Annotated in this window: 17 protein-coding genes; 7 read left to right on the top strand and 10 right to left on the bottom strand. The window is 60.8% G+C overall.

Features of this window, described 5'->3' with window-relative positions:
* Nucleotides 1-48 precede the first annotated feature (48 nt).
* A complete protein-coding gene (locus F8N96_RS20920) occupies nucleotides 49-1,137 on the bottom strand; it encodes a polyamine ABC transporter substrate-binding protein (protein WP_150799428.1) in 1,089 nt (362 codons plus the stop codon).
* Between the two features lie 55 nt (nucleotides 1,138-1,192).
* Nucleotides 1,193-2,494, bottom strand: a complete 1,302-nt coding sequence (locus tag F8N96_RS20915) for an NAD(P)/FAD-dependent oxidoreductase (protein WP_150799427.1) — start codon at nucleotides 2,492-2,494, stop codon at nucleotides 1,193-1,195.
* A 166-nt stretch (nucleotides 2,495-2,660) separates the two neighbouring features.
* On the opposite strand from F8N96_RS20915, the gene F8N96_RS20910 reads away from it, so the two are divergent.
* The gene (locus tag F8N96_RS20910) at nucleotides 2,661-3,566 is read left to right on the top strand and encodes a LysR substrate-binding domain-containing protein (protein WP_150799426.1); all 906 of its coding nucleotides are present in this window, start codon (nucleotides 2,661-2,663) and stop codon (nucleotides 3,564-3,566) included.
* Between the two features lie 48 nt (nucleotides 3,567-3,614).
* On the opposite strand, the gene F8N96_RS20905 is transcribed toward F8N96_RS20910, so the two are convergent.
* Nucleotides 3,615-3,836 (bottom strand): hypothetical protein, encoded by a 222-nt coding sequence (locus F8N96_RS20905; protein WP_150799461.1) that lies wholly within the window; start codon nucleotides 3,834-3,836, stop codon nucleotides 3,615-3,617.
* Nucleotides 3,837-3,959: 123 nt separating this feature from the next.
* Nucleotides 3,960-5,105: an alkaline phosphatase family protein gene (locus F8N96_RS20900; protein ID WP_191630824.1), complete on the bottom strand. Its 1,146-nt coding sequence runs from the start codon at nucleotides 5,103-5,105 to the stop codon at nucleotides 3,960-3,962.
* 295 nt (nucleotides 5,106-5,400) lie between these two features.
* Between F8N96_RS20900 and F8N96_RS20895 the strand changes: the two genes are divergently transcribed.
* From F8N96_RS20895 to F8N96_RS20880, 3 genes are all read left to right on the top strand, one after another.
* Nucleotides 5,401-5,658, top strand: a complete 258-nt coding sequence (locus F8N96_RS20895; RefSeq protein WP_150799424.1) for a DUF2790 domain-containing protein — start codon at nucleotides 5,401-5,403, stop codon at nucleotides 5,656-5,658.
* Between the two features lie 315 nt (nucleotides 5,659-5,973).
* Nucleotides 5,974-7,158 (top strand): acetyl-CoA C-acyltransferase family protein, encoded by a 1,185-nt coding sequence (locus F8N96_RS20885; RefSeq protein WP_150799423.1) that lies wholly within the window; start codon nucleotides 5,974-5,976, stop codon nucleotides 7,156-7,158.
* Between the two features lie 137 nt (nucleotides 7,159-7,295).
* Entirely contained in the window at nucleotides 7,296-9,683 is a 2,388-nt protein-coding gene (locus F8N96_RS20880; RefSeq protein ID WP_150799422.1) for a DUF3772 domain-containing protein, read from the top strand.
* Nucleotides 9,684-9,708: 25 nt separating this feature from the next.
* Here F8N96_RS20880 and F8N96_RS20875 read toward each other — a convergent pair whose 3' ends face one another.
* Nucleotides 9,709-10,362, bottom strand: a complete 654-nt coding sequence (locus F8N96_RS20875; protein ID WP_150799421.1) for a peroxiredoxin — start codon at nucleotides 10,360-10,362, stop codon at nucleotides 9,709-9,711.
* An 86-nt stretch (nucleotides 10,363-10,448) separates the two neighbouring features.
* Nucleotides 10,449-10,784 (bottom strand): hypothetical protein, encoded by a 336-nt coding sequence (locus F8N96_RS20870; RefSeq protein ID WP_150799420.1) that lies wholly within the window; start codon nucleotides 10,782-10,784, stop codon nucleotides 10,449-10,451.
* Nucleotides 10,785-10,957: 173 nt separating this feature from the next.
* Between F8N96_RS20870 and potE the strand changes: the two genes are divergently transcribed.
* A complete protein-coding gene (gene potE / locus F8N96_RS20865) occupies nucleotides 10,958-12,367 on the top strand; it encodes a putrescine-ornithine antiporter (RefSeq protein ID WP_150799419.1) in 1,410 nt (469 codons plus the stop codon).
* Nucleotides 12,364-14,649, top strand: a complete 2,286-nt coding sequence (locus F8N96_RS20860; RefSeq protein ID WP_150799418.1) for an Orn/Lys/Arg decarboxylase N-terminal domain-containing protein — start codon at nucleotides 12,364-12,366, stop codon at nucleotides 14,647-14,649. The genes potE and F8N96_RS20860 overlap by 4 nt, the downstream gene beginning before the upstream one ends.
* Before the next feature lie 166 nt (nucleotides 14,650-14,815).
* Here F8N96_RS20860 and betA read toward each other — a convergent pair whose 3' ends face one another.
* The 4 genes from betA to speB form a co-directional block, all read right to left on the bottom strand.
* On the bottom strand, nucleotides 14,816-16,504 hold the full coding sequence (betA, locus tag F8N96_RS20855; protein ID WP_150799417.1) for a choline dehydrogenase: 1,689 nt from the start codon (nucleotides 16,502-16,504) through the stop codon (nucleotides 14,816-14,818).
* A 2-nt stretch (nucleotides 16,505-16,506) separates the two neighbouring features.
* On the bottom strand, nucleotides 16,507-18,075 hold the full coding sequence (locus F8N96_RS20850; RefSeq protein WP_150799416.1) for a purine-cytosine permease family protein: 1,569 nt from the start codon (nucleotides 18,073-18,075) through the stop codon (nucleotides 16,507-16,509).
* Nucleotides 18,076-18,264: 189 nt separating this feature from the next.
* Nucleotides 18,265-19,773, bottom strand: coding sequence for an aldehyde dehydrogenase family protein (locus F8N96_RS20845; RefSeq protein WP_150799415.1), 1,509 nt, complete (start codon nucleotides 19,771-19,773; stop codon nucleotides 18,265-18,267).
* A 27-nt stretch (nucleotides 19,774-19,800) separates the two neighbouring features.
* Complete coding sequence (gene speB / locus F8N96_RS20840; RefSeq protein WP_150799414.1) at nucleotides 19,801-20,805, bottom strand: agmatinase; 1,005 nt, start codon at nucleotides 20,803-20,805, stop codon at nucleotides 19,801-19,803.
* Nucleotides 20,806-20,956: 151 nt separating this feature from the next.
* On the opposite strand from speB, the gene F8N96_RS20835 reads away from it, so the two are divergent.
* Entirely contained in the window at nucleotides 20,957-21,871 is a 915-nt protein-coding gene (locus F8N96_RS20835; protein ID WP_150799413.1) for a LysR family transcriptional regulator, read from the top strand.
* The last annotated feature ends 51 nt before the right edge of the window (nucleotides 21,872-21,922 follow it).

Raw genomic sequence — 21,922 nt, 5'->3', positions numbered from 1 at the left:
CGACTGATCGAGAACCGGGTCGCCGATGTCACTCAGTACCTTGTATCGTCAGGTATTGGTTTTCAGCTTGGTCCACAACCGGGTACTCAACCGTGCGATGGCCGCAGGCAGTTCCTCCACGGTAAACAACTTGTCCAGCACACTGCTCGGCGGGTAGATTGCCAGGTCCTGTTTCACGGCTGGAACCACATACTGATCCGCTGCGAGGTTGGGGTTGGCGTAGTGGATGCTGTTGCTGATGTTGGCGATGACCTGCGGCGTCAGCAGGTAATTCATGTAGGCGTAGCCATTCTTCTCGTGCGGTGCGCTCTTGGGCATTACCACCATGTCGAACCACAGGGTCGATCCTTCGTCAGGAATCGAATAGGCGATGTCGATACCGTTGTTGGCTTCCTTGGCGCTGGCCGCCGCCTGCACCACGTCCCCGTTGAAACCGATCACCGCGCAGACGTTGCCATTCGCCAGGTCGCTGATGTATTTGGAGGCGTGGAAATACTGCACGTAGGGTCTGATTTTCAGCAGTGCCTGCTCGGCTTTCTTATAGTCCGCGGGTTCGTGACTATGGGGTGGCAGGCCCAGGTAGTTGAGGGTGATCGGCAGGATCTGCGTGGGGTTGTCGATAATCGCCACACCGCACTGGCTCAACTTCTTGATGTTGTTTTCATCGAAAAACAGATCCCAGGAGCGGGTGACATCAGTGTTGCCGAAGATTGCCTTGATCTTCTCGACGTTGTAGCCGATACCCGCAGTGCCCCACATGTAGGGGTAGCCATACTGGTTGCCCGGATCATTGACCTCGAGTTTTTTCATCAGTGCCGGGTCAAGGTTTTTCCAGTTGGGCAGCTGGTTTTTATCGAGCTTCTGAATGGCCCCGGCCTTGATCAACCGGGATAGAAAATGGTTCGAAGGGCTCACCACGTCGTAGCCGGTATTGCCCGTCATCAACTTCGACTCCAGCACTTCGTTGCTGTCGTGAATGTCGTAGGTGGCCTTGATCCCGGTGTCTTTGGTGAACGTGGTCAGGGTGTCGTCGGCGATGTAGCCGTTCCAGTTCGAGATGTTGACGACTTCGTCGGCGTAGCAGGCTGCCGACAACGTCGTCAGCACGACCATCAGCGGAATATTGTTGACGCGCATGTTCAATCACCTGGTTGTTGATGAGCTTTTTATTGTTTGTCGATTGCCGGGGTTTCTAGACTTCTGTTCGGGCCCTGACCGCCTCCACGCGCATTCGCAGCATGGCACCGATATCGAGCAAGGGCCGCGGCGGCAACCAGCCCGGCCGAGCCCTGTGCATGACCGATGTCAGGATCGGCGAGCTGGCACCAGATGCCAGTTCAGCGAGCAGGCGCCCCCACAGGGTGCCGCGCGCGACGCCCGACCCGTTGCAGCCGGCCACGGCAAAAACACCCTCTTCGACCTTGGCAAAGTAAGGCTGGCCGGAGCGTGAGGCGCTCAGGTGTCCGGTCCAGGTGTATTGGATGTCCTGCTCGTTGAGCCATGGAAAACGTCGCTGCAAGCCGAGCACATGGTGTTTTCGACGCTGCTCGAGCTCACTGCCGGACAAGTCCCGGGAACGGTATTCCGCCGTATTGCGGATCATCACCCGACGGTCCGGCGTCAGGCGCACCGTGGCCCCGAGTGGCCGGGTAGAGAGCACGCCCCAGGGTTCGACAGCGCCCATGGCGCTGAACTCCTGGTCACTGAGCGGCCGCGTGAGGCTGGCACTGAGTTCCATCGCGAAGGTGCCGCTGTCCGCGATGCCGGCGCGCGGGATGAACGCGTTCAGGCAGACGAGCACCTGCTTCGCCTCGATGCTCGCATTGACAGCATTGGCGCGAAGGCTTCCGTTACCCAGACGCTCCAGCCCGCTGATGTCGGTGTTTTCGTAGAGGGTGACGGTGTCCGGCAGCGTATCGAGCAGCCCCTTCACATACTTCGCCGGTTGCAGCAGTGCGTTGCCATTGCCACACCAGATCGCGGCCTGGTAATGCCTGGTTCCGAGCTTCTTGCCCAGTGCTTCACCTTGCAGAAACTGTGCAGAGGCGCCAACTGCACTGAGTGTTTGCAGCTTGGCCTCGACCTGGGTCAGTTTGCCCCGATCGCTGACGGCGAAGTAATAACCCGAATCGCGGAAATCGCACTCGATGCCATGCCGGACAATGCGCTGGCGTACTTCCTCGTTGGCGACCCGGGAAATCTCGGTATCCACTGCATAATCAGCAAAACCCCGCCGGCCGATCAATTCGTCATCGGTTGGGTGTTCATGGCCGACCACAAAGCCTGAATTGCGCGCAGAAGCCCCCTGCGCTGCCCGTTGCCGGTCGACGACCACGATGCGTGCCTGAGGGTGCATGTCTGCCAGCGAATGAGCGGCACACAGGCCGGTGATACCGGCACCGATAATCAGCCAGTCAGCCTTTTGCGTGCCGCTCAGGCAAGCGCGGGCCGGTGAATCTCCCGCTTGCGCGATCCAGCCACATCTATTTTCCATGCGTCACCTCATTCGACTGTCGTTCTGCGGGCCGTCTCTGTTCAACGCACAACCTCATGCAACAATCGCATCAGTGGTTTGAGATGACGGTAGCTAGAGCTAGAATCTATAAGGCCTTCGGCAATACAACCAACGTTATAAAATCATCGAGCCATTCAGAAAACGCATGGATAAAATTCGCCATCTTGCTTCGCTCCAGGCTTTGCAGGCCTTGGTCGAAGTCGCCGACACCGGTAGCTTCACCCAGGCTGCACAAACGCTGTGCCTGACCCAAAGCGCCGTGAGCCGCAAAATCCAGCAACTGGAGAGCCACTTCGGCTTACCCATGTTCGTGAGGAATAGCCGCCATGTCCGACTGACGCCGGAAGGTGAGCAGGTGCTGGCCACCGCGCGCACTATCCTGGCGCAACTGAAAACACTGGAGGATCGGCTTGCACCGCAGAAACGTCCTTTCCGCATCCGCATGCATGTATCGCTGGCGGTGCGATGGTTACTGCCGAAGTTGAGCGAGTTCTATCGCAGTCACCCGGACGTTTTGCTGTCGATCGAAACCGTGGCGACTGAAGTGGTGGAGCCGGCGATCGATAGCGATGCCTACATCCTCTATCTGCCGGCGCCGTCCGCTGATGCGGATTGCCTGACCCTGTTCGAGGAAGCGCTGGTGCCGGTGTGCGCCCCGGGCCTGGCCAGCCCGACCCGACCGTTGCAGTCCGTGGAGGATCTGGTGGGTTTCGCGCTGCTGCACCGTTCGGCGGACAAGCATGACTGGGCACAATGGCTGGCAGCCAATGACGGCAAGCCGCTGGAGAATTACCGGCACATCCCCTTCAACCTCGACGAGCTGGCACTCGATGCCGCAGCGCGAGGATTGGGGGTGGCCATGACCGACTTGACCCTGGCGGTCGAATCCATCGAACGGGGCGTGCTGGTCATACCCTTCGGCCCCCCCTTGAAAACCCGCGGAATCTACGCGCTGAACCTGCAGCCTTCAGCAGCTTCTCACCCGGCGTGTCGGCTGATCATGCAATGGTTCGCCCGGCAGACCGAACGGCTCCCCCATGAATTGCGCTGAACTGACTCGCATCAGGGCGTGAAGGCGCCCGCTCAAACACCTTGAGCCCTAGGTGCCGCGCCCCAACCCTTCTATCGCATTGGCAAAAGCACTGCCGGCCTGCCGGACCAGTCCACGCCACTCAACGCTGTTGATGAGACCATCGCGCTCCATCTTATCGGCGGCCTTGAGCAACTCGTCGTACTGCTCTTCGGGATCCATGCGGATCTGGGGTTCTTTCAGGAGCTGATACCAGGCATCCAGGGCCTGCGCTTTCTGATCATCATTCATGGTCAAACTCCCGGCTGTGACTGTTGTTGGAAGTTTTTTCATGTATGGCCGTTCCTCGATTCCGACGTACGGCGTTCAGCTCATTGACCTTGATCTCGGTTCAGGGCACGCGTTTCGGCGTTTTCACCCCCCGGTTGCAATAATCAAGGGAACAAGCTGTTCTTCATCCGACAGCGCGCCATGATGCCCCCTCCAGGAAGTCTGAAAGGGCTCCCGGACAGAGCGAATCAAGCCGGCATTGTCCCCGGCTATCAGCAACAGATCGCCAATGCGCTTGCACGCGGCATCCGTCACGTTTTTCCCGAACAGGCCAAGGACCAAGGCCTGTTCTCGCGTTAGCACTTCAAAATGGCCTGCGAGAATGTCGCGCCAGCGCTTCACTACATCGGCATCGGTGGGGTCTTGAAGATAAACATGCCGCGCCCGAATATCACCACAGATACTGGCTACTCCCCGTTGCAGGTCCGGCATCAAGTCAAAATCAAAGGTCCTGGCCTCATCGATCGTGGTCATACCATGGTCAGCGGTCACTATCAGCAGCGCATCCTGCGCCAATTGATCGCGCAGACTGCGGATTCGTTGATCGATATCTTCGAGCGTGTCCTGCCACTTCCCGGAGCCTGGCCCATGCAAATGTCCACACAGGTCGAGTTCACCGAAATAAACGTACGTCAGTTGTCGATCATTGCCCCCTGACACCGAACGAACGCGTGCAATCAGATCGTCGGGATCAGTGAACGCAATGACTTTGGCCCCGTTGAACACGGTCCGGGTATAGGCCGAACCGGCAATAGCGACAGGCAGAAATGCATTGATCGACAAGCCACCGGCGGCCGCCTTCACCCAGGCCGACTGGCTGGCCACGATCTCTTCGGTACAGGCGGCGGCTGCGTCAAGTCGACCGGTGCGCGGGTCGAAGAGCTGCCAGGACAGAGGATTGAACTGCCACGCCTCCACGTTGAAAGCCGCACCGACTATGCCATGACTGCCGCTGTCTTCTGCAGTTGCCAGCGAAGCCAGGCTGGCAGCCGTCGTCGACGGGAAGCCCGAACGCAGTACTTGCTCCTCCCCCCTGTTTACCAGTGAGCTCAGATACGGCGCTCTGTGGGCATAACGGTCCAGAAGTTGCGCGCCCAGCCCGTCAACCAGACACAACACCACTTGCTTGCAGCGTGGCAAGCCGATGCTTGCCGCGTTATCGCCGGCGCCCAGTGATTGAAGCACCGAGTTCATCAAACTGGCCAGGCCGGACCTGATGGGCTGGGACATGGCGCACCTCCTTGAGCGGTGTGAATGGCCTCCACTCGATTCCATCGTAGAGGGTTGAAGCCATGGAGATTACAAACTTGTCATCGAGTTGTCAGCGTAGCCAGCCCCCTCGCTTCCTACCGTGATGGCGTCGGTCCCCCCACCGGGAGCCGCCGGTCGCCAGCCGTAACCGCTGCGGCATTTCATTACAAAATGGTCATTCAACTGTTGATCGGCTGTGCGGATCAACTGGTTAACCTGAACTCACTGCCAGGCCACTCCGGCAGCCCATCAGCCCTGAACAGAGGGAATCATCATGAAAGTGCTCACATTCGGCATGGCCACCCTCCTCGCCACCAGCCCGGCGTTGGCCGATACCCACACCACCGACCCTGTCATCCAGGACAAGACCGGTTTCTTCGTCCACCTGGACGTCGCCAAAGAGCTGACCAGCACCGATATCACGCAAGCATGCGGCATCGTCCCCGCACGATTCACTTACCTTGACCCCCAGGGGCGCGAGCATGTGCTGGATTACCAGGCCCAGGGTGTGTGGTGCATCAGTGATCATTGACAAAGACGCAAAATTGAAACGTTCCAGTTGTCACCACCGATCCCTTGTAGGAGCCGGCTTGCCGGCGAAGACGGCGGCACATCCAGTAGAGGTATTGACTGACAGACCGCTTTCGCCGGCAAGCCGGCTCCTACATCCGGCGATCTGACCAGTCAGCTCATGCAGTGGACTGCGAACACCTCAGAAAAAATGGCAAAAAACACCAGCGCCTTTGAGCAGTTTCGGCATAGGCGCAACACTTTGCCGAATCTAGACTCGCCCTCCTATAAAGGCATCCAAACTAATAAAATCCGGTGCTGATCCAGGAGAACCACCATGAACCCATCCGATATTTTTGTTATCAGCGCCGTGCGCTCGGCCATCGGTAGCTTTGGCGGCTCACTCAAGGATGTGCCCCCCATCCAGCTGGCGACCGACGTTTGCCGCGCCGCCATTGAGCGCTCAGGCCTGGCACCCGAGCACATCGGTCACGCCGTAATGGGGCATGTGATCCCGACCGAAGCCCGGGATGCCTACATCTCCCGAGCCGTGGCAATGAATGCCGGCCTGCCCAAGGAAACGCCGGCCTTCAACGTCAACCGTCTCTGCGGTTCCGGTTTACAGGCGATCGTCAGTGCAGCACAAAGCCTGATGCTGGGGGATGCCGGGGCGGCGCTGGCCGGTGGCGTCGAGTCCATGAGCCGCGGCGCCTATCTGTTGCCGCAGGCACGCTGGGGCGCACGCATGGGTGACGTGCAGGCCATCGACTTCATGCTCGGCGTGCTGCAGGACCCCTTTGCCGGCTTCCACATGGGCATCACCGCGGAAAACATCGCCGAGCGTTATGGCATCACTCGTCAGGCCCAGGATGAGCTGGCCCTGCTGAGCCAGCAGCGTGCGGCCCGGGCGATTGCCGAAGGGCGGTTTGCCGGGCAGATCGTACCGATCGAAGTGGCTAGCCGCAAAGGTACGGTGACCTTCGCCACCGACGAACACGTGCGCGCCGAAGTCAACGCCGAGCAATTGGGCAAGATGAAACCGGCCTTCAAGAAAGACGGCAGCGTCACCGCGGGCAACGCCTCTGGCCTCAATGACGGCGCCGGTGCGTTGATCCTGGCTACCGGTGAAATGGTCCGTGCGCAAGGCCTCAAGCCGATGGCCCGACTGGTCGGGTATGCCCATGCCGGTGTCGAGCCGGAATTGATGGGACTGGGCCCGATTCCCGCCACCCGGTTGCTGCTCAAGCGCGCCGGCCTGACCGTTGCCGACCTGGATGTCATCGAGTCGAACGAGGCTTTCGCCGCCCAGGCCTGTGCCGTGGCGCAAGAACTGGGCTTCGACCCGGAGAAGGTCAACCCCAACGGTTCGGGGATCTCCCTGGGTCATCCGGTGGGCGCCACTGGCGCGATTATCGCCACCAAGGCCATTCACGAACTGCACCGTGTCCAGGGGCGTTATGCCCTGGCGACCATGTGCATTGGCGGCGGCCAGGGCATTGCCGTGTTGTTCGAACGCGTCTAACCAGCCCATGTTGATCGACGCCCCTGCCCCCGTCTGACGGGGGCAGGGTCAATGCACCCGACAAACTATCCTTCGAACCTGGGCGCGATGACCTAACCTCATAGGCTGAATGACTAATAACAGAGTCGATCACGCTTATGCGCGCAGCATTGAAAGCCATGCTCTTCGTCGCTTTCACGCTTTTCGGGGCGAGTCCCGGAACGCTGTCGGCGGCCGACCTGCCGGACGTTCCAGCGCCCAGGCCGGGGATCGCCGCCCTTGCAGTTTCCCAGAGCGATCTTCAGGCGTTGCAACTTCGTCTGGACAGCCTCAAACAGCAGATCTCGCTGGTTCACAACTACAACCAGCTGGAAGGCCCTCAGGATCTGGTTCGTGCATTCATGCTTGATGTCGATCGCCTGTCGGCTTCGCTGCTGCCTCTGCAGACTCAACTCAATGCCCAACTGAGTGTGCTGGGGTCCGCACCGCTCGACAACGTTGCCACCGAGCAATCCGAAATTGCCGCGCAAAGGACGGCGCTCGCCGAGCAGAAAACCAAAATCGACTCAACCCTGAAAACCCTGGCAGCACTGAAACAAAGTGCCGCCGACCTCCTCACCCAGATCGCCGGCATTCGACGCAACCTGCTGGAAAGCGAGTTGACCCTGCGCACCCGAAGCATCCTCAACCCCGGGTATTGGGCACCGCTGTTGAACCCAACGGCGGACGACCGGCAACGCTTGAGCCTTTTCATCGAACAGGCGGGAGATGTCCTCAAGGCCGCCTGGCAACCCGGTGAGCGTCTGGTCACGACCGTGCTGTTGCTGCTGGCCCTGGTCATCTGGACGCTGGGCCGCAGGCTCGCGGAACGGGGGCTGACCTGGCTGTGCATTCACCGCATGCCGGAAGGCCGCCTGCGCCGAAGTTCCCTCGCACTGGCCTCGGTGCTGGCCACGGTATTGACCGTCGGTTTTTCCCTGCAATTGCTGTTTTTTGTCTGTACGCGGCAAAGTCCACTGACACCGATGCTGACCACCTTCTCCCAGGAATTCGAAAAAGTCGTCTATGCCTGTGTCCTGATTACCGCCTTGAGCCGCGCCTTGTTGTCCACCCAACACCCCTCCTGGCGCCTGCCGGGGATTTCCGATCCGGTGGCGCTTGCGCTCAAACCCTTTCCCCGGTTGTTCGCCGCAACCCTGTTGGTGCTGATGACGATTATCCAGGTGGCCAATGCCACCGGCATGGGCAGTGATCTGGTGGTCGCGGGCCGAGGCGTCATCGCGCTGACGGTCACCTTGATTATCATTGTACTCATGGTGCGCACCGGAAAAGTCCGAAGACAAGTGGTGGCAAGCGGCGAGGCGACCGAAGCCCGCACGACCTTCGCCGGCTTGCTCTATGCCCTCACCGGTCTGGCGTTGTTGATTGCCCTGATATCACTGCTCAGCGGCTACATTTCTCTGGCGAGGTTCATCACTTACGAACTGGTCTGGTCATTCCTCATTATCTGCGGCTTCTATATATTGATGCAGCTGGCGAAGGACGCCTGCGAGTACCTGTTTTCGCCCAAAAGCCCGAGCGGCAAGGCGCTGAAACAGATGCTGGGCATCGATGATCGTCGACTCGACCAGATCGAGGTCATTCTATCGGGGGTCGGTCGGGCCGGGCTATTGCTGTTAGCGGCGGTCACCCTGCTTGTCGGGGGCATCGGAACGACGCTGGGACAACTGATCACCAATGTCTTTTCCATGCTCGGCGGCGGTGGGCTGCGCAAACTCAACATTATCCCGGGCCACCTGCTCAATGCGGTGCTGGCGCTGATGATTGGCGTTTACCTGATTCGATCGTTGCGCCGCTGGCTGGATAACGAATTTCTGCCCAAAACCGACATGGACCCGGGCATGCGGGCCTCGCTCAGCACGCTGTTCGCCAACATCGGCTATGCCCTGGTCATACTGCTGACGCTGTCATCCCTGGGCGTGCAGTGGACCAATCTGGCCTGGATCGTCAGCGCCTTGTCGGTGGGGATCGGCTTTGGCTTGCAGGAGATCGTCAAGAACTTTGTCTCCGGCCTGATCCTGCTGACCGAACGGCCGGTGAAGGTGGGCGACCTGATCAGTATCAGCGGCGTCGAAGGTGACATCCGCCGGATCAACGTGAGGGCCACCGAAATCCAGCTCAGCGACCGCTCGATCGTCATCGTCCCGAACTCGCAGTTGATCTCGCAGAACCTGCGCAACGTGACCCTGGGCGGTAGCGCCCAGGGGGTGGCGACACTCGAACTCACCTTCCCCCTGGACATCGACCCCGAGCAGGTGAAAAACCTGCTGTACGACACCTATTGCGAGCACGAGACCATTCTCGACAAACCGGCGCCGGTGGTCCGGTTCAGCAAACTGACCCCCGAAGGCATCACGCTGACCGTCACCGGTTATGTCGGCAGCCCGAGAATTGTCAGCACCACCAAAAGCGACCTGCTGTTCGAGATCCTCAAGCGCCTGGGTGCCGCCGGAATTGAACTGGCCAAGCCGGCACCCGCGGCGTGAGCGGGTGCCCGGCATCAGGGACGGGTTACTTAGGTTGCGCCACCGTGCGCAAGTAGGGTTTCACGGTCTTGAAGCCTTCCGGATACTTCTTGCGTGCATCCTCGTCGGACACCGACGTTGGAATGATCACGTCATCCCCCGGCCGCCAGTTCACCGGCGTGGCGACGGTGTGTTTGGCATTCAGCTGCAGGGAATCGAGCAGTCGCAGCACTTCATCGAAGTTGCGCCCGGCGCTCATCGGGTAGATCAGCATTGCCTTGACCTTCTTGTCCGGGCCGATGATGAACACCGAACGCACCGTGGCGTTGTCCACGGCGGTCCGTGCGCCGCCACTGGCGTTGGGATGAATCATGTCGTAGAGCTTGGCCACCACCAGGTTCTCGTCACCGATCATCGGGTAGTTGACTGCGTGGCCCTGGGTTTCTTCAATGTCTTTGGCCCAGTTCTGATGGTTACTGACCGGGTCGACGCTGAGCCCGACGATTTTGGTGTTGCGCTTGTCGAACTCGGGCTTGAGGCCGGCCATGTAGCCAAGTTCCGTGGTGCAGACCGGGGTGAAGTCCTTCGGGTGCGAGAACAGGATCGCCCATTTGTCGCCAATCCATTCGTGGAAGTTAAGCGTGCCTTCGGTGCTCTCGACGGTAAAGTCCGGAGCTTCGTCGCCAATGCGGATTGCCATGTTCGTTCTCCTCGTTATGTGGGGTAGGGAAACTCTCAGGCGTTCCAGTATAGGAGACGTTGGACGCTTCGCTTTGCGGCCTGCTGCTATTTACGCGCCACCTTGTAGCGGACGCAGTCATCGTAAAAACCCTGCCGGATTGCCGCCGGCTTGAGCCGCGATTGACTGTCGTAGGTCTGCTCGGTAATGCCCATGGCCATCATGCGCATCCATGGCTTGCTGAATTTATAGGTCTGCAACTTCTGACGCGCGGCATACAGCGAAACGCCCGACAGTTTGAGTTCCTGGGCCTTGGCCGCCGTTCCCGCGCCCCAGCTGCACATGTAGCGGTCATTTTCCACCAGCTCCCTGGCCTGGACGGAGGCAGCAGCACTCGCCAGCCCGCACGACATGAGTGCGATCAACACATTCCGCATTTGCATTCGATCCTAACTATCTGAAAATAAATTGATTTTGGTCAAAAAATCGAAACTTCGGGGCCAGCAAAATGCCTTGAGTGCGCGATAGCCTGATTTCCCGTGTTGGAGCGCTTCTTGCGAGTTCTCAAACCTTGGCTATAGCTAATGTTCCAAACGCAATCCATAGAGGCAAAGGAATGTCAGTCGCAAAGAAAATGACCGTGGGGCAGCTGACGATGCTGACGGCCGTCAATATGTTGGGCTCAGGCATCGTGTTGTTGCCGACCAAACTCGCCGAAGTCGGCGGTATTTCCATTCTGTCCTGGCTGATCACGGCCACCGGTTCCCTGGCGCTGGCCTATGCCTTCGCGCGCTGCGGCATGCTCAGTCGCAAGACCGGGGGCATGGGCGGTTATGCCGAGTACACCTTCGGCAAGGCCGGCAACTACCTGACCAACTACACCTATGGCCTCTCGCTGTTGATCGCCAACGTGGCCATCAGTATCACCGCGGTCGGTTATATCCAGGTGCTGTTCGACGTCCAGCTGGGTTCGCTGCAAGTGGGCCTGGCGACCATCGCGTTGTTATGGCTCACCACCTTTGCCAACTTCGGCGGCGCGCGGATTACCGGGCGGATCGGTGCGATCACGGTCTGGGGCGTAATTGCGCCGGTGGTGCTGGTATCCACCATCGGCTGGTTCTGGTTCGACAGCAGTGTCTACGCCGCCGGCTGGAACCCGCACAACATGGGTTGGCTGGAAGCCGCGGGCGCCTCGGTGGCGATCACGTTGTGGGCATTCCTGGGCCTGGAGTCGGCGTGCGCCAACACCGACGCGGTGGAAAATCCGGAGAAGAACGTGCCGATCGCCGTACTCGGTGGCACCCTCGGCGCGGCGGTGATCTACATCGTTTCCACCAACGTCATCGCCGGTATCGTCGACAACCCGGAACTGGCCTCCTCCACTGCGCCGTTCGGCCTGGTGTTTGCCAAGATGTTCACCCCCTTGGTGGGCGACATCGTGATGGCGGCGATGGTGCTGGCCTGCGTCGGTTCGTTGCTGGGCTGGCAGTTCACCATCGCCCAGGTGTTCAAAAGCTCGGCGGACACCGGTTACTTCCTGCCGATCTTCGCCAAGGCCAACAAGGCTGGCACGCCGATTGTCGGCATGTTGATTCTGCTGGCGGGCCAAACGGCGTTGGGTTTTCTTACCATCAGCCCGGACCTGAGCAAGCAGTTCGATATTCTGGTCAACCTCGCGGTGGTCACCAACCTGGTGCCCTACATCCTGTCCATGGCGGCCTTGATTACCATGCAAAAGGTTTCCAACGTGCCGCCGAGCAAAGCACTGGCTACCAACATCATCGCCTTGATCGCGGCGGCTTACAGCTATCTGGCGCTGTACAGCTCGGGTGAGCAGGCGCTGATGCTTGGCGGCGTTGCTACCATCTTCGGCTACACGCTGTTCGGCTTCGTCAACAACCGCCTGATTCGCCTCGAAGCACTCAATAACAGCGTACCGACGCAGACCGTCAGTGCACAGCACATCAACGGCGAACCGGTGCCGGTGAACAATCTGAAAACTGCCACAATGGAGACTCAATCATGACGGAATATAGACATTCGCTCGGAATGCTCGCGCTGTTGGTCAGCAGTCCGCCGGACAAAAGGACTGTATTCGGTCGCGCCCTGAATCAATTGATCAGTGGCGTGGAGGAACGCGCCGTCAGCGTGCTGGTGTCGGAAAGCCTGAGCGATGCCACCTCGATCCTGAGTTCGGACCCGGCCATTCAGTGCGTGCTGCTCAGCTGGGAAATGGACGACAGCAAAGGCCACGAGCAATGCATCAAGCTGCTGACCAGCCTGCGCGAACGCAACACCCGGGTGCCGGTGTTCCTGATCAGCGACCGCAGCACGGCCTCGAGCATTCCGCTGGTGGTCATGCAGCACGCCGATGACTTTATCTGGCTGCCCGAGGACACCAGCCGCTTCCTCAGCGGGCGTATCCTGGCGGCCATCGAACGCTATCGCCAGGCCGCGCTGCCGCCGATGTTCGGAGCGCTGGTGAAATTCTCCCGCACCTATGAATACTCCTGGCACACCCCCGGGCATGCCGGTGGCACGGCGTTTCTCAAGAGCACCGCAGGCCGCGCGTTCTACGAATTCTTCGGCGAAAACCTGCTGCGTTCCGACCTGTCGATTTCGGTCGGCGAACTGGGTTCGCTGCTCGATCACAGCGGCCCCATCGGTCAGGGCGAGCGTTATGCCGCCAAGGTATTTGGCGCGCACCGCACCTATTACGTGACCAACGGCTCGTCGACGTCCAACCGCGTCATTCTCATGGCCAGCGTCACGCGCAACCAGATCGCGCTGTGCGACCGCAATTGCCACAAATCCGCCGAGCACGCGATGACCTTGTCCGGGGCCATTCCGACCTACCTGGTGCCGACCCGCAATCGCTACGGCATCATCGGCCCGATCCTGCCGCAGACCCTCAGCGCCGCCAGCGTGAAAGCCGCCATTGCCGAGAACCCGCTGGTCAAGGACGGGATCGACCCGACGCCGATCCACGCCATCATCACCAACTCCACTTACGACGGCCTGACCTACAACGTCACCCGAGTCGAAGAGCTGTTGGGCCAGAGTGTCGACCGGCTGCATTTCGATGAAGCCTGGTACGGTTATGCGCGGTTCAATCCACTGTATCGCGACCGCTTCGCCATGCACGGCAGCCCGGCCGATCACGATGAGTCGCGCCCGACCGTGTTCGCCACGCAATCGACGCACAAGTTACTCGCCGCGCTGTCCCAGGCCTCGATGATTCACGTGCGAAACGGCCGCAACCCGATCCCCCACGGGCGCTTCAACGAGTCGTTCATGATGCACGCCTCGACCTCGCCCAACTACGCGATCATGGCCTCCTGTGACGTCAGCTCGGCGATGATGGAAGCGCCCAGCGGGCAGATCCTGACCACTGAATCCATCGAAGAAGCCATCGCTTTCCGCCAGGTCATCTCACGCATGAACAACGAGATGCAGGGCAAGGATGAGTGGTTTTTCACCTGCTGGCAGCCGCCGTCAGTGCAGGTGGGTGGCGCAGCGGTACCTTTCCATGAAGTCGATCCGGGGCTGCTGAAAACCGAGCCGGACTGCTGGGTGCTGCACCCGAACGAGGTGTGGCACGGTTTCGGCGACATCGAGGACGGCTACTGCATGCTCGACCCGATCAAGGTCTCGGTGCTGAGCCCCGGCATGGGGGACGACGGCAACCTGCTGGACGTCGGCATCCCCGCCTGCATCCTCACCGCCTACCTCGGACGCCAGGGCATCGTCGTCGAGAAAACCACCGACTTCACCATTCTCTTCCTGTTCTCCATTGGCATCACCAAAGGCAAATGGGGCACCCTGGTCAACGCCCTGCTCGACTTCAAGCGCGACTATGACGCCAACCTCGAACTCGAACTTTGCCTGCCGGACCTGCTGACCGTCAACCAGCAACGCTACGCCGGCATGGGCCTCAAGGACCTCGCCGCGGACATCTTCGCCGCCATGAAGCAACACAAGACCACGGCGACCATGGCCCAGGCGTTCGGCATGCTGCCGCAGGCCGAATACAGTCCGGTGGAGGCGTACGAGAAACTGGTGAAAAACCAGGTCGAGCTGGTGACCCTGGAAGAAGCCGCCGGGCGGATCGTCGCGACCGGGATCGTGCCCTATCCACCGGGCATTCCATTGTTGATGCCGGGTGAGAACGCAGGGCCGGCGGACGGGCCATTGCTGGCTTATCTCAGGGCGCTGGAAAGCTTCGACAGATCCTTTCCCGGGTTCACCCATGACACCCATGGGATCGAAAGCGAGGGCGGGGTTTATCGGTTGCTGGTGTTGAAGTGAGGTAAGCAGGCCTCTCGGGCTTACACAAACCCTGTAGGAGCTGGCTTGCCAGCGAAAGCGGAGTGTCAGGCAACGTCAATGCAGCTGACCCACCGCCTTCGCTGGCAAGCCAGCTCCTACATGGGATCTTCTTCAGCCAATGGAATTCGCGTCCCGAAGGCCGGGATCAAACCCTCACATTGCGTCCCGGCAATGTCGATCGCTGACTGTTTTCCCAATCCTCCACCAAGCCCACAGGCGCATCGGACGCCGGCAGCATATTGAGCCCGCGAACCAGATCCGAGGCACGCTCGGCCAACATGATGGTCGGCGCATTGAGGTTGCCGTTCGGTTCGGTCGGGAACACCGACGAGTCGATCACCCGCAGACCCGCGATGCCCCGCACCCGCAGCTCGGAATCCACCACCGCCATGTCGTCCTCGCCCATCCGGCACGAGCCGCAAGGGTGGTAGGTGCTCTCCAGGTTCTCGCGGACGAAGGCGTCGATCTCTTCATCGGTATTGACCAGCGGCCCGGGTGCGATCTCACCGTCGCGGAAGCGGTCCATCGCCGGCTGGCCGATGATCTCCCGGGTCAGGCGAATGCAGCGGCGGAAACCTTCACGATCCTCTTCCCGCTGCAGGTAGTTGAATTGAATTTGCGGATGCTCGTAGGGATCCGCCGAACGTACCCGTACATGGCCGCGGCTCTTGGGTTTGTTCGGCCCGGTGAGCACCATGAAACCGTGACCCTTGATCGGTTTGTTGCCGTCGTAACGCATGGCCGCCGGCAGGAAGTGGAACTGAATGTCCGGCCAGCGCAGGCCCTTGTCGGAGCGGATGAAACCACCGGCCTCGAAATGGTTGGTGGCGCCGAGCCCGTCCTTGAACAGCAGCCAGCGCAGGCCGATCATCAGCTTGCTCAGCGGGTCCATTTTGCTGTTGAGCGTCACCGGCTCCTTGCAGCCGAACTGGATGTAGACCTCGGCGTGATCCTGCAGGTTCTCCCCTACCCCCGGCAGGTCATGGCGCACGCCGATCCCGGCTTTGCGCAGGACCTCGGCCGGGCCGATGCCGGAGCGTTGCAGCAGATGCGGTGAGCCGATGGGCCCAGAGGAAATCAGCACCTCACGGTTGCAATAAACCTGGTGAGTCTGGCCTTCGTGGTCGTACACGACGCCGACGGCACGTTTGCCTTCGAGGATGATCTGGCGGGTCATCGCATGGGTGATCACGGTCAGGTTCGGACGGCCCATGGCCGGGCGCAGATAGGCGTTGGCGGTGGAGCAGCGCACGCCGTTTTTTACCGTCATGTGCATGGCACCGAATCCTTCCTGCATGAAGCCGTTGCAGTCGTCGGTCTTGATGTAGCCCGCTTCGGCACCGGCTTCGACCCAGGCGCCATACAGCGGGTTTTTCATGTGATTGCCGTTGGTGGTGTGCAACGGCCCGGTGCTGCCGCGATAGCCGTCACCGCCCTCCTCGTAATGCTCGGCCCGCTTGAAATACGGCAGGCAATTGCGGTAGCCCCAACCCTGCGCACCGAGGGATTCCCATTCGTCGAAGTCACACGCATGGCCGCGGATGTACACCAGGCCATTGATCGATGACGAGCCGCCCAGCACCTTGCCGCGCGGGCAGTGAATACGCCGGCCATTGAGGTAAGGTTCCGGCTCGGTTTCGTAGCGCCAGTTGTACTTCTTGGTGTTCATCGGGATCGAAAACGCACTCGGCATCTGGATCACCACGCTGCGGTCGCTGCCACCGAATTCCAGTACCAGCACCGAGGTGGCCGGGTCTTCGCTCAGGCGGTTGGCCAACACACAACCGGCCGAGCCTGCACCGATGATGATGTAGTCGTATTCTTGCGTAGCCATGGTTATCTCCCGGCCGTCGATTCGTTGAACACTGGCAACGAGGGCTTGGTCAGCCGGTCGCCGGTGGTGTATTGCGGGGATGTTTTTTCAATGTGCTGGATGACGCTTTCTTCGCGCTCGAGGTCGATCGAGCGGCTCAGCCAGTAGTACGCCAGCCCCGAGACGATCAGCCCGACCAGCCAGGCGATGTCGATGCTGCCGAGCGCCTTGGCCAGCGGGCCGACATAGACCTCGCGCTGCTCGACGCCGTCGTAGATGTAGAAGAACGGGATCATCGAAACGAAGCCGATGGCGTAGGCGGCAATACCGCGCAGGCCCCAGCTGCCGTAAATGTTGCCGTGGGGCATGAAGAAGTGCGGGATGGCGTAGCGACCCTTGCGCACGAAGAAATAGTCGGTGAGGTTGACCGAGGTCCAGGGCACCAGGAAGTACAACATCACCACCAGGTAGATCCCCAGCACCGACAGGCCTTTGCCCGAACTCTGGATGCTCAGGGCCACGCCCAGTTGCAGCAGGATCACGAACGCGATGGCCAGGATCCGTGCCTTGCGGGTCGGCTCGATGTGCTTGATCGAGTCGACGCAGGTCAGGGTGGTCAGCTTGGCACTGTAGATGTTCATCGCGATCACCGGCAGGAACGCCAGGATCGTGACCACCACCACGGCCGTGCCCATGAACGGCGACACGGTGTTACCCACCTGGCCAAGGGCGACCAGCACGTCGGTGGAGTGCAGGTGATCGGCCAGCCAGCCACCCACGGAAATCATCCAGGCACCGGACAACGAGGCGCCGAGAAACACCACCGCGATCAATTTACCGCTGGAGGTGTTCTTCGGCAGGTAGCGCGAATAGTCGGACACATAGGGCGCGTAGGCGATGTTGTAGCTCGCCGCCGCCGCGAACTGGGCGATGAAACCGGTCCAGTTGAAACCCAAGGGTGCCGCAGCCACTTCACCGGCGGCCAATACCGGCATCGGCGCATCGGGCACCCAACCCATCAGCACCGCCAGGGTCACCAGGCCGTACAGCGGCAGCGACAGGAACAACGCCCATTTGAAGCTGCGGTGCATCCAGTCGTGACCAAGGATCGCCAGGACAGCGGCCGGCAGCGTCACGGCCACCGCCACTACAATGGGGTTGAAGCCGAACAGCGTGTGCAGACCCTGCATCATCAACACCAGGTTGACGATGTTGAAACCGGCGAACACGAACAGCGTCGCCAGCAGCACCAGAATCACCCCGCGATAGCCGAACTGCGCACGGGACTGGATCATCTGCGGCAGCCCCAGGTGCGGGCCCTGCGAACCGTGAAAGGCCATGAACAGCGTGCCGAACATGATGCCCAGCGTCCCGGCGAGGGTGGTCCACAACGCGGTCAGACCGACGCTTGGACCCACGAAGCCGATGGTCATGGTGAAGAAGGTGAAATTGCCGAGAAACCAGAACGGGCCCTGGCTTGACAGTTTGTCGGTACGCTCGTTTTCCGGGATGAAATCGATCGAATGCCCTTCGACTATGGGTTTGTCGTCGAGGATGGACAGGCTGGGGGTGGCTTTGGCGTCAATGTTCATGATGGGCTCTTATTTTTGGAAGATCATGACGAGAAAACTGCATTCTTTCCGGTGAACGACGCCCCCCTGTAGGAGCAAGCTTGCTCGCGATGAGGTCTTATCCGTCACTGCATCTGCGCCTGTCCCTACGCTATCGCGAGCAAGCTTGCTCCTACAGGAATTGCGTTCCTTCAAAGCATCCGCCGCGACTCAGGGCAGCGTGATCCAGACCGCCTTGGTCTCGAGCAGATAATCGAGCTGCTCCGCGCCCAGGTCCTTGCCGAAGCCGGACTGCTTGTAGCCACCGAACGGCATCGACGGATCGAGGGTGCCGTGGGCGTTGACGTAGACCGACCCCGCTTTCAACCGTGGAATCAGGCTGTGCACCTTGCCAAGGTCATTGGAGTACAGTGCGGCCGCCAGGCCGTAGGGCGAGTCATTGGCCAGGGCCAGCGCCTCTTCCTCATCGTCGAACGGTGCGGTGACCAGCACCGGACCGAAGATCTCTTCCTGGACGATGCGCATGTCGTTGCGGCAATGGGCAAAAATGGTCGGCTCGACGAAGAAACCGGGGCCCTCCACAGGCTGGCCGCCGTAGACCACTTCGGCGCCTTCCTGCTTGCCGGTTTCGATGTAGTCGGTCACTCGCTGCTGCTGCAACGCCGAGACCAGCGGGCTGATGAAGCAATCCGGATCCAGCCCCGGCGCCATCTTCAAGGTCCGGGTGTAGGCGATCAGTTCGCGCAGGAATTCGTCATGGACGCTGCGATGAATATAAGCCCGGGTACCGGCATCGCACACCTGGCCCGAGTTGAAGAACACGCCGTTGGCGATGGCCTGGGCGGCGGCTTTCACGTCGGCGTCGGCCAGCACGATTACCGGTGATTTTCCTCCGAGTTCCAGGGTAAGTCGCTTCATTTCGTCCAGCGCCGCGCGGCCGACGGTGCGACCGACCGGGGTCGAGCCGGTGAAGGTCAGCTTGTCGATGCCCGGGTGGGTGGCCATGGCCGCACCGACCACACTGCCGCGGCCGGTGACGATGTTGATCACGCCGTCCGGGATGCCGGCTTCCTGTACCAGTTCAGCGAATCGCAAGGCCGACAGCGAGGTCAGTTCGGCGGGTTTGACCACCACGGTGCAACCGGTCGCCAATGCGGCGCCAAGCTTCCAGGCCATGGTCTGCAACGGGAAATTCCAGGGCACGATGGCGCCGACCACACCCACCGCTTCCTTGCGCGTATAGGCCAGGTAGTTGCCCGGCAGCGATGGCTCGACGGTGCGGCCGTGAAGCTTGGTGGCCCAACCGGCGAAATAGCGCAGGGTATCGACCGTGCCCTGGATATCGACATCCCGGGCGAAGGACGCTGACTTGCCCATGTCGATCGATTCGATTTCGGCCAGTTCGGCGGCGTTGCTTTCAATCAGGTCGGCCAGGCGCTGCATCATGCGTTCGCGCTCTGCCGGTTTGGCCTGACGCCACGCGCCACCGTCGAATTGCGCCCGGGCGGCTTGCACGGCGCGATCCAGGTCGTGGGTGGTGCCCATGGGAATCCGGGTGATCAGGCCTGCGGTCGAAGGTTCGATGACATCGCTGGTCTGCCCGTCGCTGGCGTCGACAAAGGCGCCGCCGATGAACATCTTCTGCGCCTTGCCGAGGAAGGTCTGGGTGGCTTCGGAGACGCCGAATTTCTGCAGGTAATTTTTGACGATCGTGTCCATTTTCAGTCTCTCTGTGCGGCGGTCAGATCACGCCGAGGCCGTGGTGGTTGCGCTCAAGACATGCCGCGCCTGAGCCCGCTCGTGGAAGATGAAACCGATGCTGTTGAGCAGCAGTTGCGCCGCCAGGATCGAGGTCATGCCGGTCGGGTCATAGACGGGCGCTACCTCCACCAGGTCCATGCCGACGATGTTGCCCTGGCTGCGTTTGGCCAGGGCCTGGATGATTTCCAGCACTTCGTAATAGAGGAAACCGCCATGGCTGGGGGTGCCCGTGCCGGGCGCGATGGAAGGGTCGAAACCGTCGATGTCGATGGTGATGTAGTAGTTGATGTTCTGCGGGATCAGCGCCAGCACACCGTCGACGCCCAGGCGCCGCACGTCGCGCACCGAGAGGATCTTCGAGCCCGCCGCATGGGCCGCTTCGTAGTCGTCGCGATTGGAGGAAGACACGTTGCGGATGCCCATCTGGGTCATGCCGACGATGTGGTTCATTTCCGAAGCACGGCGCAGCGGGTTGCCATGGCCATAACGTACGCCGTGACGTTCGTCGACGAAGTCCAGGTGCGCATCGAAATGGATGATGTGAATCGGGCCGCGGCCCTCGAAGGCCTTGATCACCGGCGCGTGAACCGAGTGATCGCCACCGAGCACCACCGGCATGACGCCGGCATCGAGGATCTTGCGCACCGCGTATTCGGTGTTCTCGTTGCTGGTGACCATGTCGGTGTGCACGATATCGGCGTCACCGACATCGACCATGCGCACGTCGGCGGCAGTCAGGTACATGACGTCATCTTCGTGGTCGTAGGCGCCGGCATGGCCGAAGGAGAACAGCGTCGATGCCTCGCGAATGCCCCGTGGCCCGAAGCGGGCGCCGGAGCGCCACTGGGTGCCCATGTCGTTGGGCACGCCGAGTATTGCGACGTCGGCATCCAGGGCATCCCAATCGGTGCACACCGGGGATTTGCCAAAGGTGCAGTGCCCCACGAATGGCAGGTTCAGGCGACCGGATTCATAACCGTTATTCGACATTTCAAGCCTCTCCACTTCTTGTTATCGGCCTGGCGGACTGCAAGGCGACCGCCGTTGAAGTGACTATGGGCGCAGGTTTTCGTGGAAAAAATGCTAAACATCAGATACTCATATCGGCATTACCGATGCATCCATTCCCGGGAGGTCCAAGGTGATCCAGCTGCACGATGTCGATCTGAAACTGCTCAGGGTGTTTGCCACGATTGTCAGGTGCGGCGGGTTTTCCGCCGCGCAGGCGGCATTGAATGCCGGCCAGTCGACCATCAGCGAACAGATGACTCACCTGGAAACCCGGCTCGGGGTCAAACTCTGCCAACGGGGGCGCAGCGGCTTTCGCCTGACCGAGCAAGGCGTAGCCATCCATGAAGCCACCCAGCGCCTGCTCTCGGCCGTGGAGAACTTCTGCATGGACGCCGACGTACTCAAGCAGCACATCAGCGGCAAGCTCAACCTGGGCATCATCGACACCACCATCACCGACCCGGACTCACCGCTGCCGCGCACTACCCAGCGCTTCGTGTCCCGCGGGCATGACGTGCACCTGAACGTGTACGTCGGCACCCCGGCGGAACTGGAAGAACGCGTCCTCGACGGCCGCCTGCACCTGGCCATCGGGCACTTCCCGATCCACGTTCCCGGCCTTTTGCAGTCACCGCTGTATCAGGAGGCCCTGGGGCTGTATTGCGGGCGGCGGCATCCGCTGTACGGCAACCAGGCGGAGGGAGAGGAACTGCTCGAAGAAATTGCCGCGAGCCGGATCGTGGTCAGGGGCTACATGCAGCAATACGACCTGGAGCACCTGGGCGTGAGCAAGGCCGCGGCCACCGTGGACAACATCGAAGCGCTGGCCATCCTGCTGATTTCCGGCGCTTATCTGGGCTTTCTACCCGTGCACTTCGCCACCCAGTGGGTCAAGACCGGCGACATGCATCAGCTGGCGCCCAGCAGCCTGCAGTTGATGTCGCCGTTCGATGTGATCACCCGACGCGGCACTGCCCCGCCGCCGATCCTTCAAGCTTTCCTCGAGGACCTGGACGCCTGTTCGCGCAAGGCAACCGTTAACTGACAGACACCGCTCGCCACAATCGAACAGCGCCCGGCATACTGATCGGCGCAG

The organism is Pseudomonas fluorescens (assembly GCF_902497855.1).
Lineage (GTDB): Bacteria > Pseudomonadota > Gammaproteobacteria > Pseudomonadales > Pseudomonadaceae > Aquipseudomonas > Aquipseudomonas fluorescens_BI.
This window is presented reverse-complemented; position numbering and strand designations above follow the sequence as displayed.

Bases quoted from the DNA above. Each gene is read 5' to 3' on its own strand.
- F8N96_RS20920 (WP_150799428.1), bottom strand. From the start codon at position 1,137: ATGCGCGTCAACAATATTCCGCTGATGGTCGTGCTGACGACGTTGTCG.
- F8N96_RS20915 (WP_150799427.1), bottom strand. From the start codon at position 2,494: ATGGAAAATAGATGTGGCTGGATCGCGCAAGCGGGAGATTCACCGGCC.
- F8N96_RS20910 (WP_150799426.1), top strand. From the start codon at position 2,661: ATGGATAAAATTCGCCATCTTGCTTCGCTCCAGGCTTTGCAGGCCTTG.
- F8N96_RS20905 (WP_150799461.1), bottom strand. From the start codon at position 3,836: ATGAATGATGATCAGAAAGCGCAGGCCCTGGATGCCTGGTATCAGCTC.
- F8N96_RS20900 (WP_191630824.1), bottom strand. From the start codon at position 5,105: ATGTCCCAGCCCATCAGGTCCGGCCTGGCCAGTTTGATGAACTCGGTG.
- F8N96_RS20895 (WP_150799424.1), top strand. From the start codon at position 5,401: ATGAAAGTGCTCACATTCGGCATGGCCACCCTCCTCGCCACCAGCCCG.
- F8N96_RS20885 (WP_150799423.1), top strand. From the start codon at position 5,974: ATGAACCCATCCGATATTTTTGTTATCAGCGCCGTGCGCTCGGCCATC.
- F8N96_RS20880 (WP_150799422.1), top strand. From the start codon at position 7,296: ATGCGCGCAGCATTGAAAGCCATGCTCTTCGTCGCTTTCACGCTTTTC.
- F8N96_RS20875 (WP_150799421.1), bottom strand. From the start codon at position 10,362: ATGGCAATCCGCATTGGCGACGAAGCTCCGGACTTTACCGTCGAGAGC.
- F8N96_RS20870 (WP_150799420.1), bottom strand. From the start codon at position 10,784: ATGCAAATGCGGAATGTGTTGATCGCACTCATGTCGTGCGGGCTGGCG.
- potE (WP_150799419.1), top strand. From the start codon at position 10,958: ATGTCAGTCGCAAAGAAAATGACCGTGGGGCAGCTGACGATGCTGACG.
- F8N96_RS20860 (WP_150799418.1), top strand. From the start codon at position 12,364: ATGACGGAATATAGACATTCGCTCGGAATGCTCGCGCTGTTGGTCAGC.
- betA (WP_150799417.1), bottom strand. From the start codon at position 16,504: ATGGCTACGCAAGAATACGACTACATCATCATCGGTGCAGGCTCGGCC.
- F8N96_RS20850 (WP_150799416.1), bottom strand. From the start codon at position 18,075: ATGAACATTGACGCCAAAGCCACCCCCAGCCTGTCCATCCTCGACGAC.
- F8N96_RS20845 (WP_150799415.1), bottom strand. From the start codon at position 19,773: ATGGACACGATCGTCAAAAATTACCTGCAGAAATTCGGCGTCTCCGAA.
- speB (WP_150799414.1), bottom strand. From the start codon at position 20,805: ATGTCGAATAACGGTTATGAATCCGGTCGCCTGAACCTGCCATTCGTG.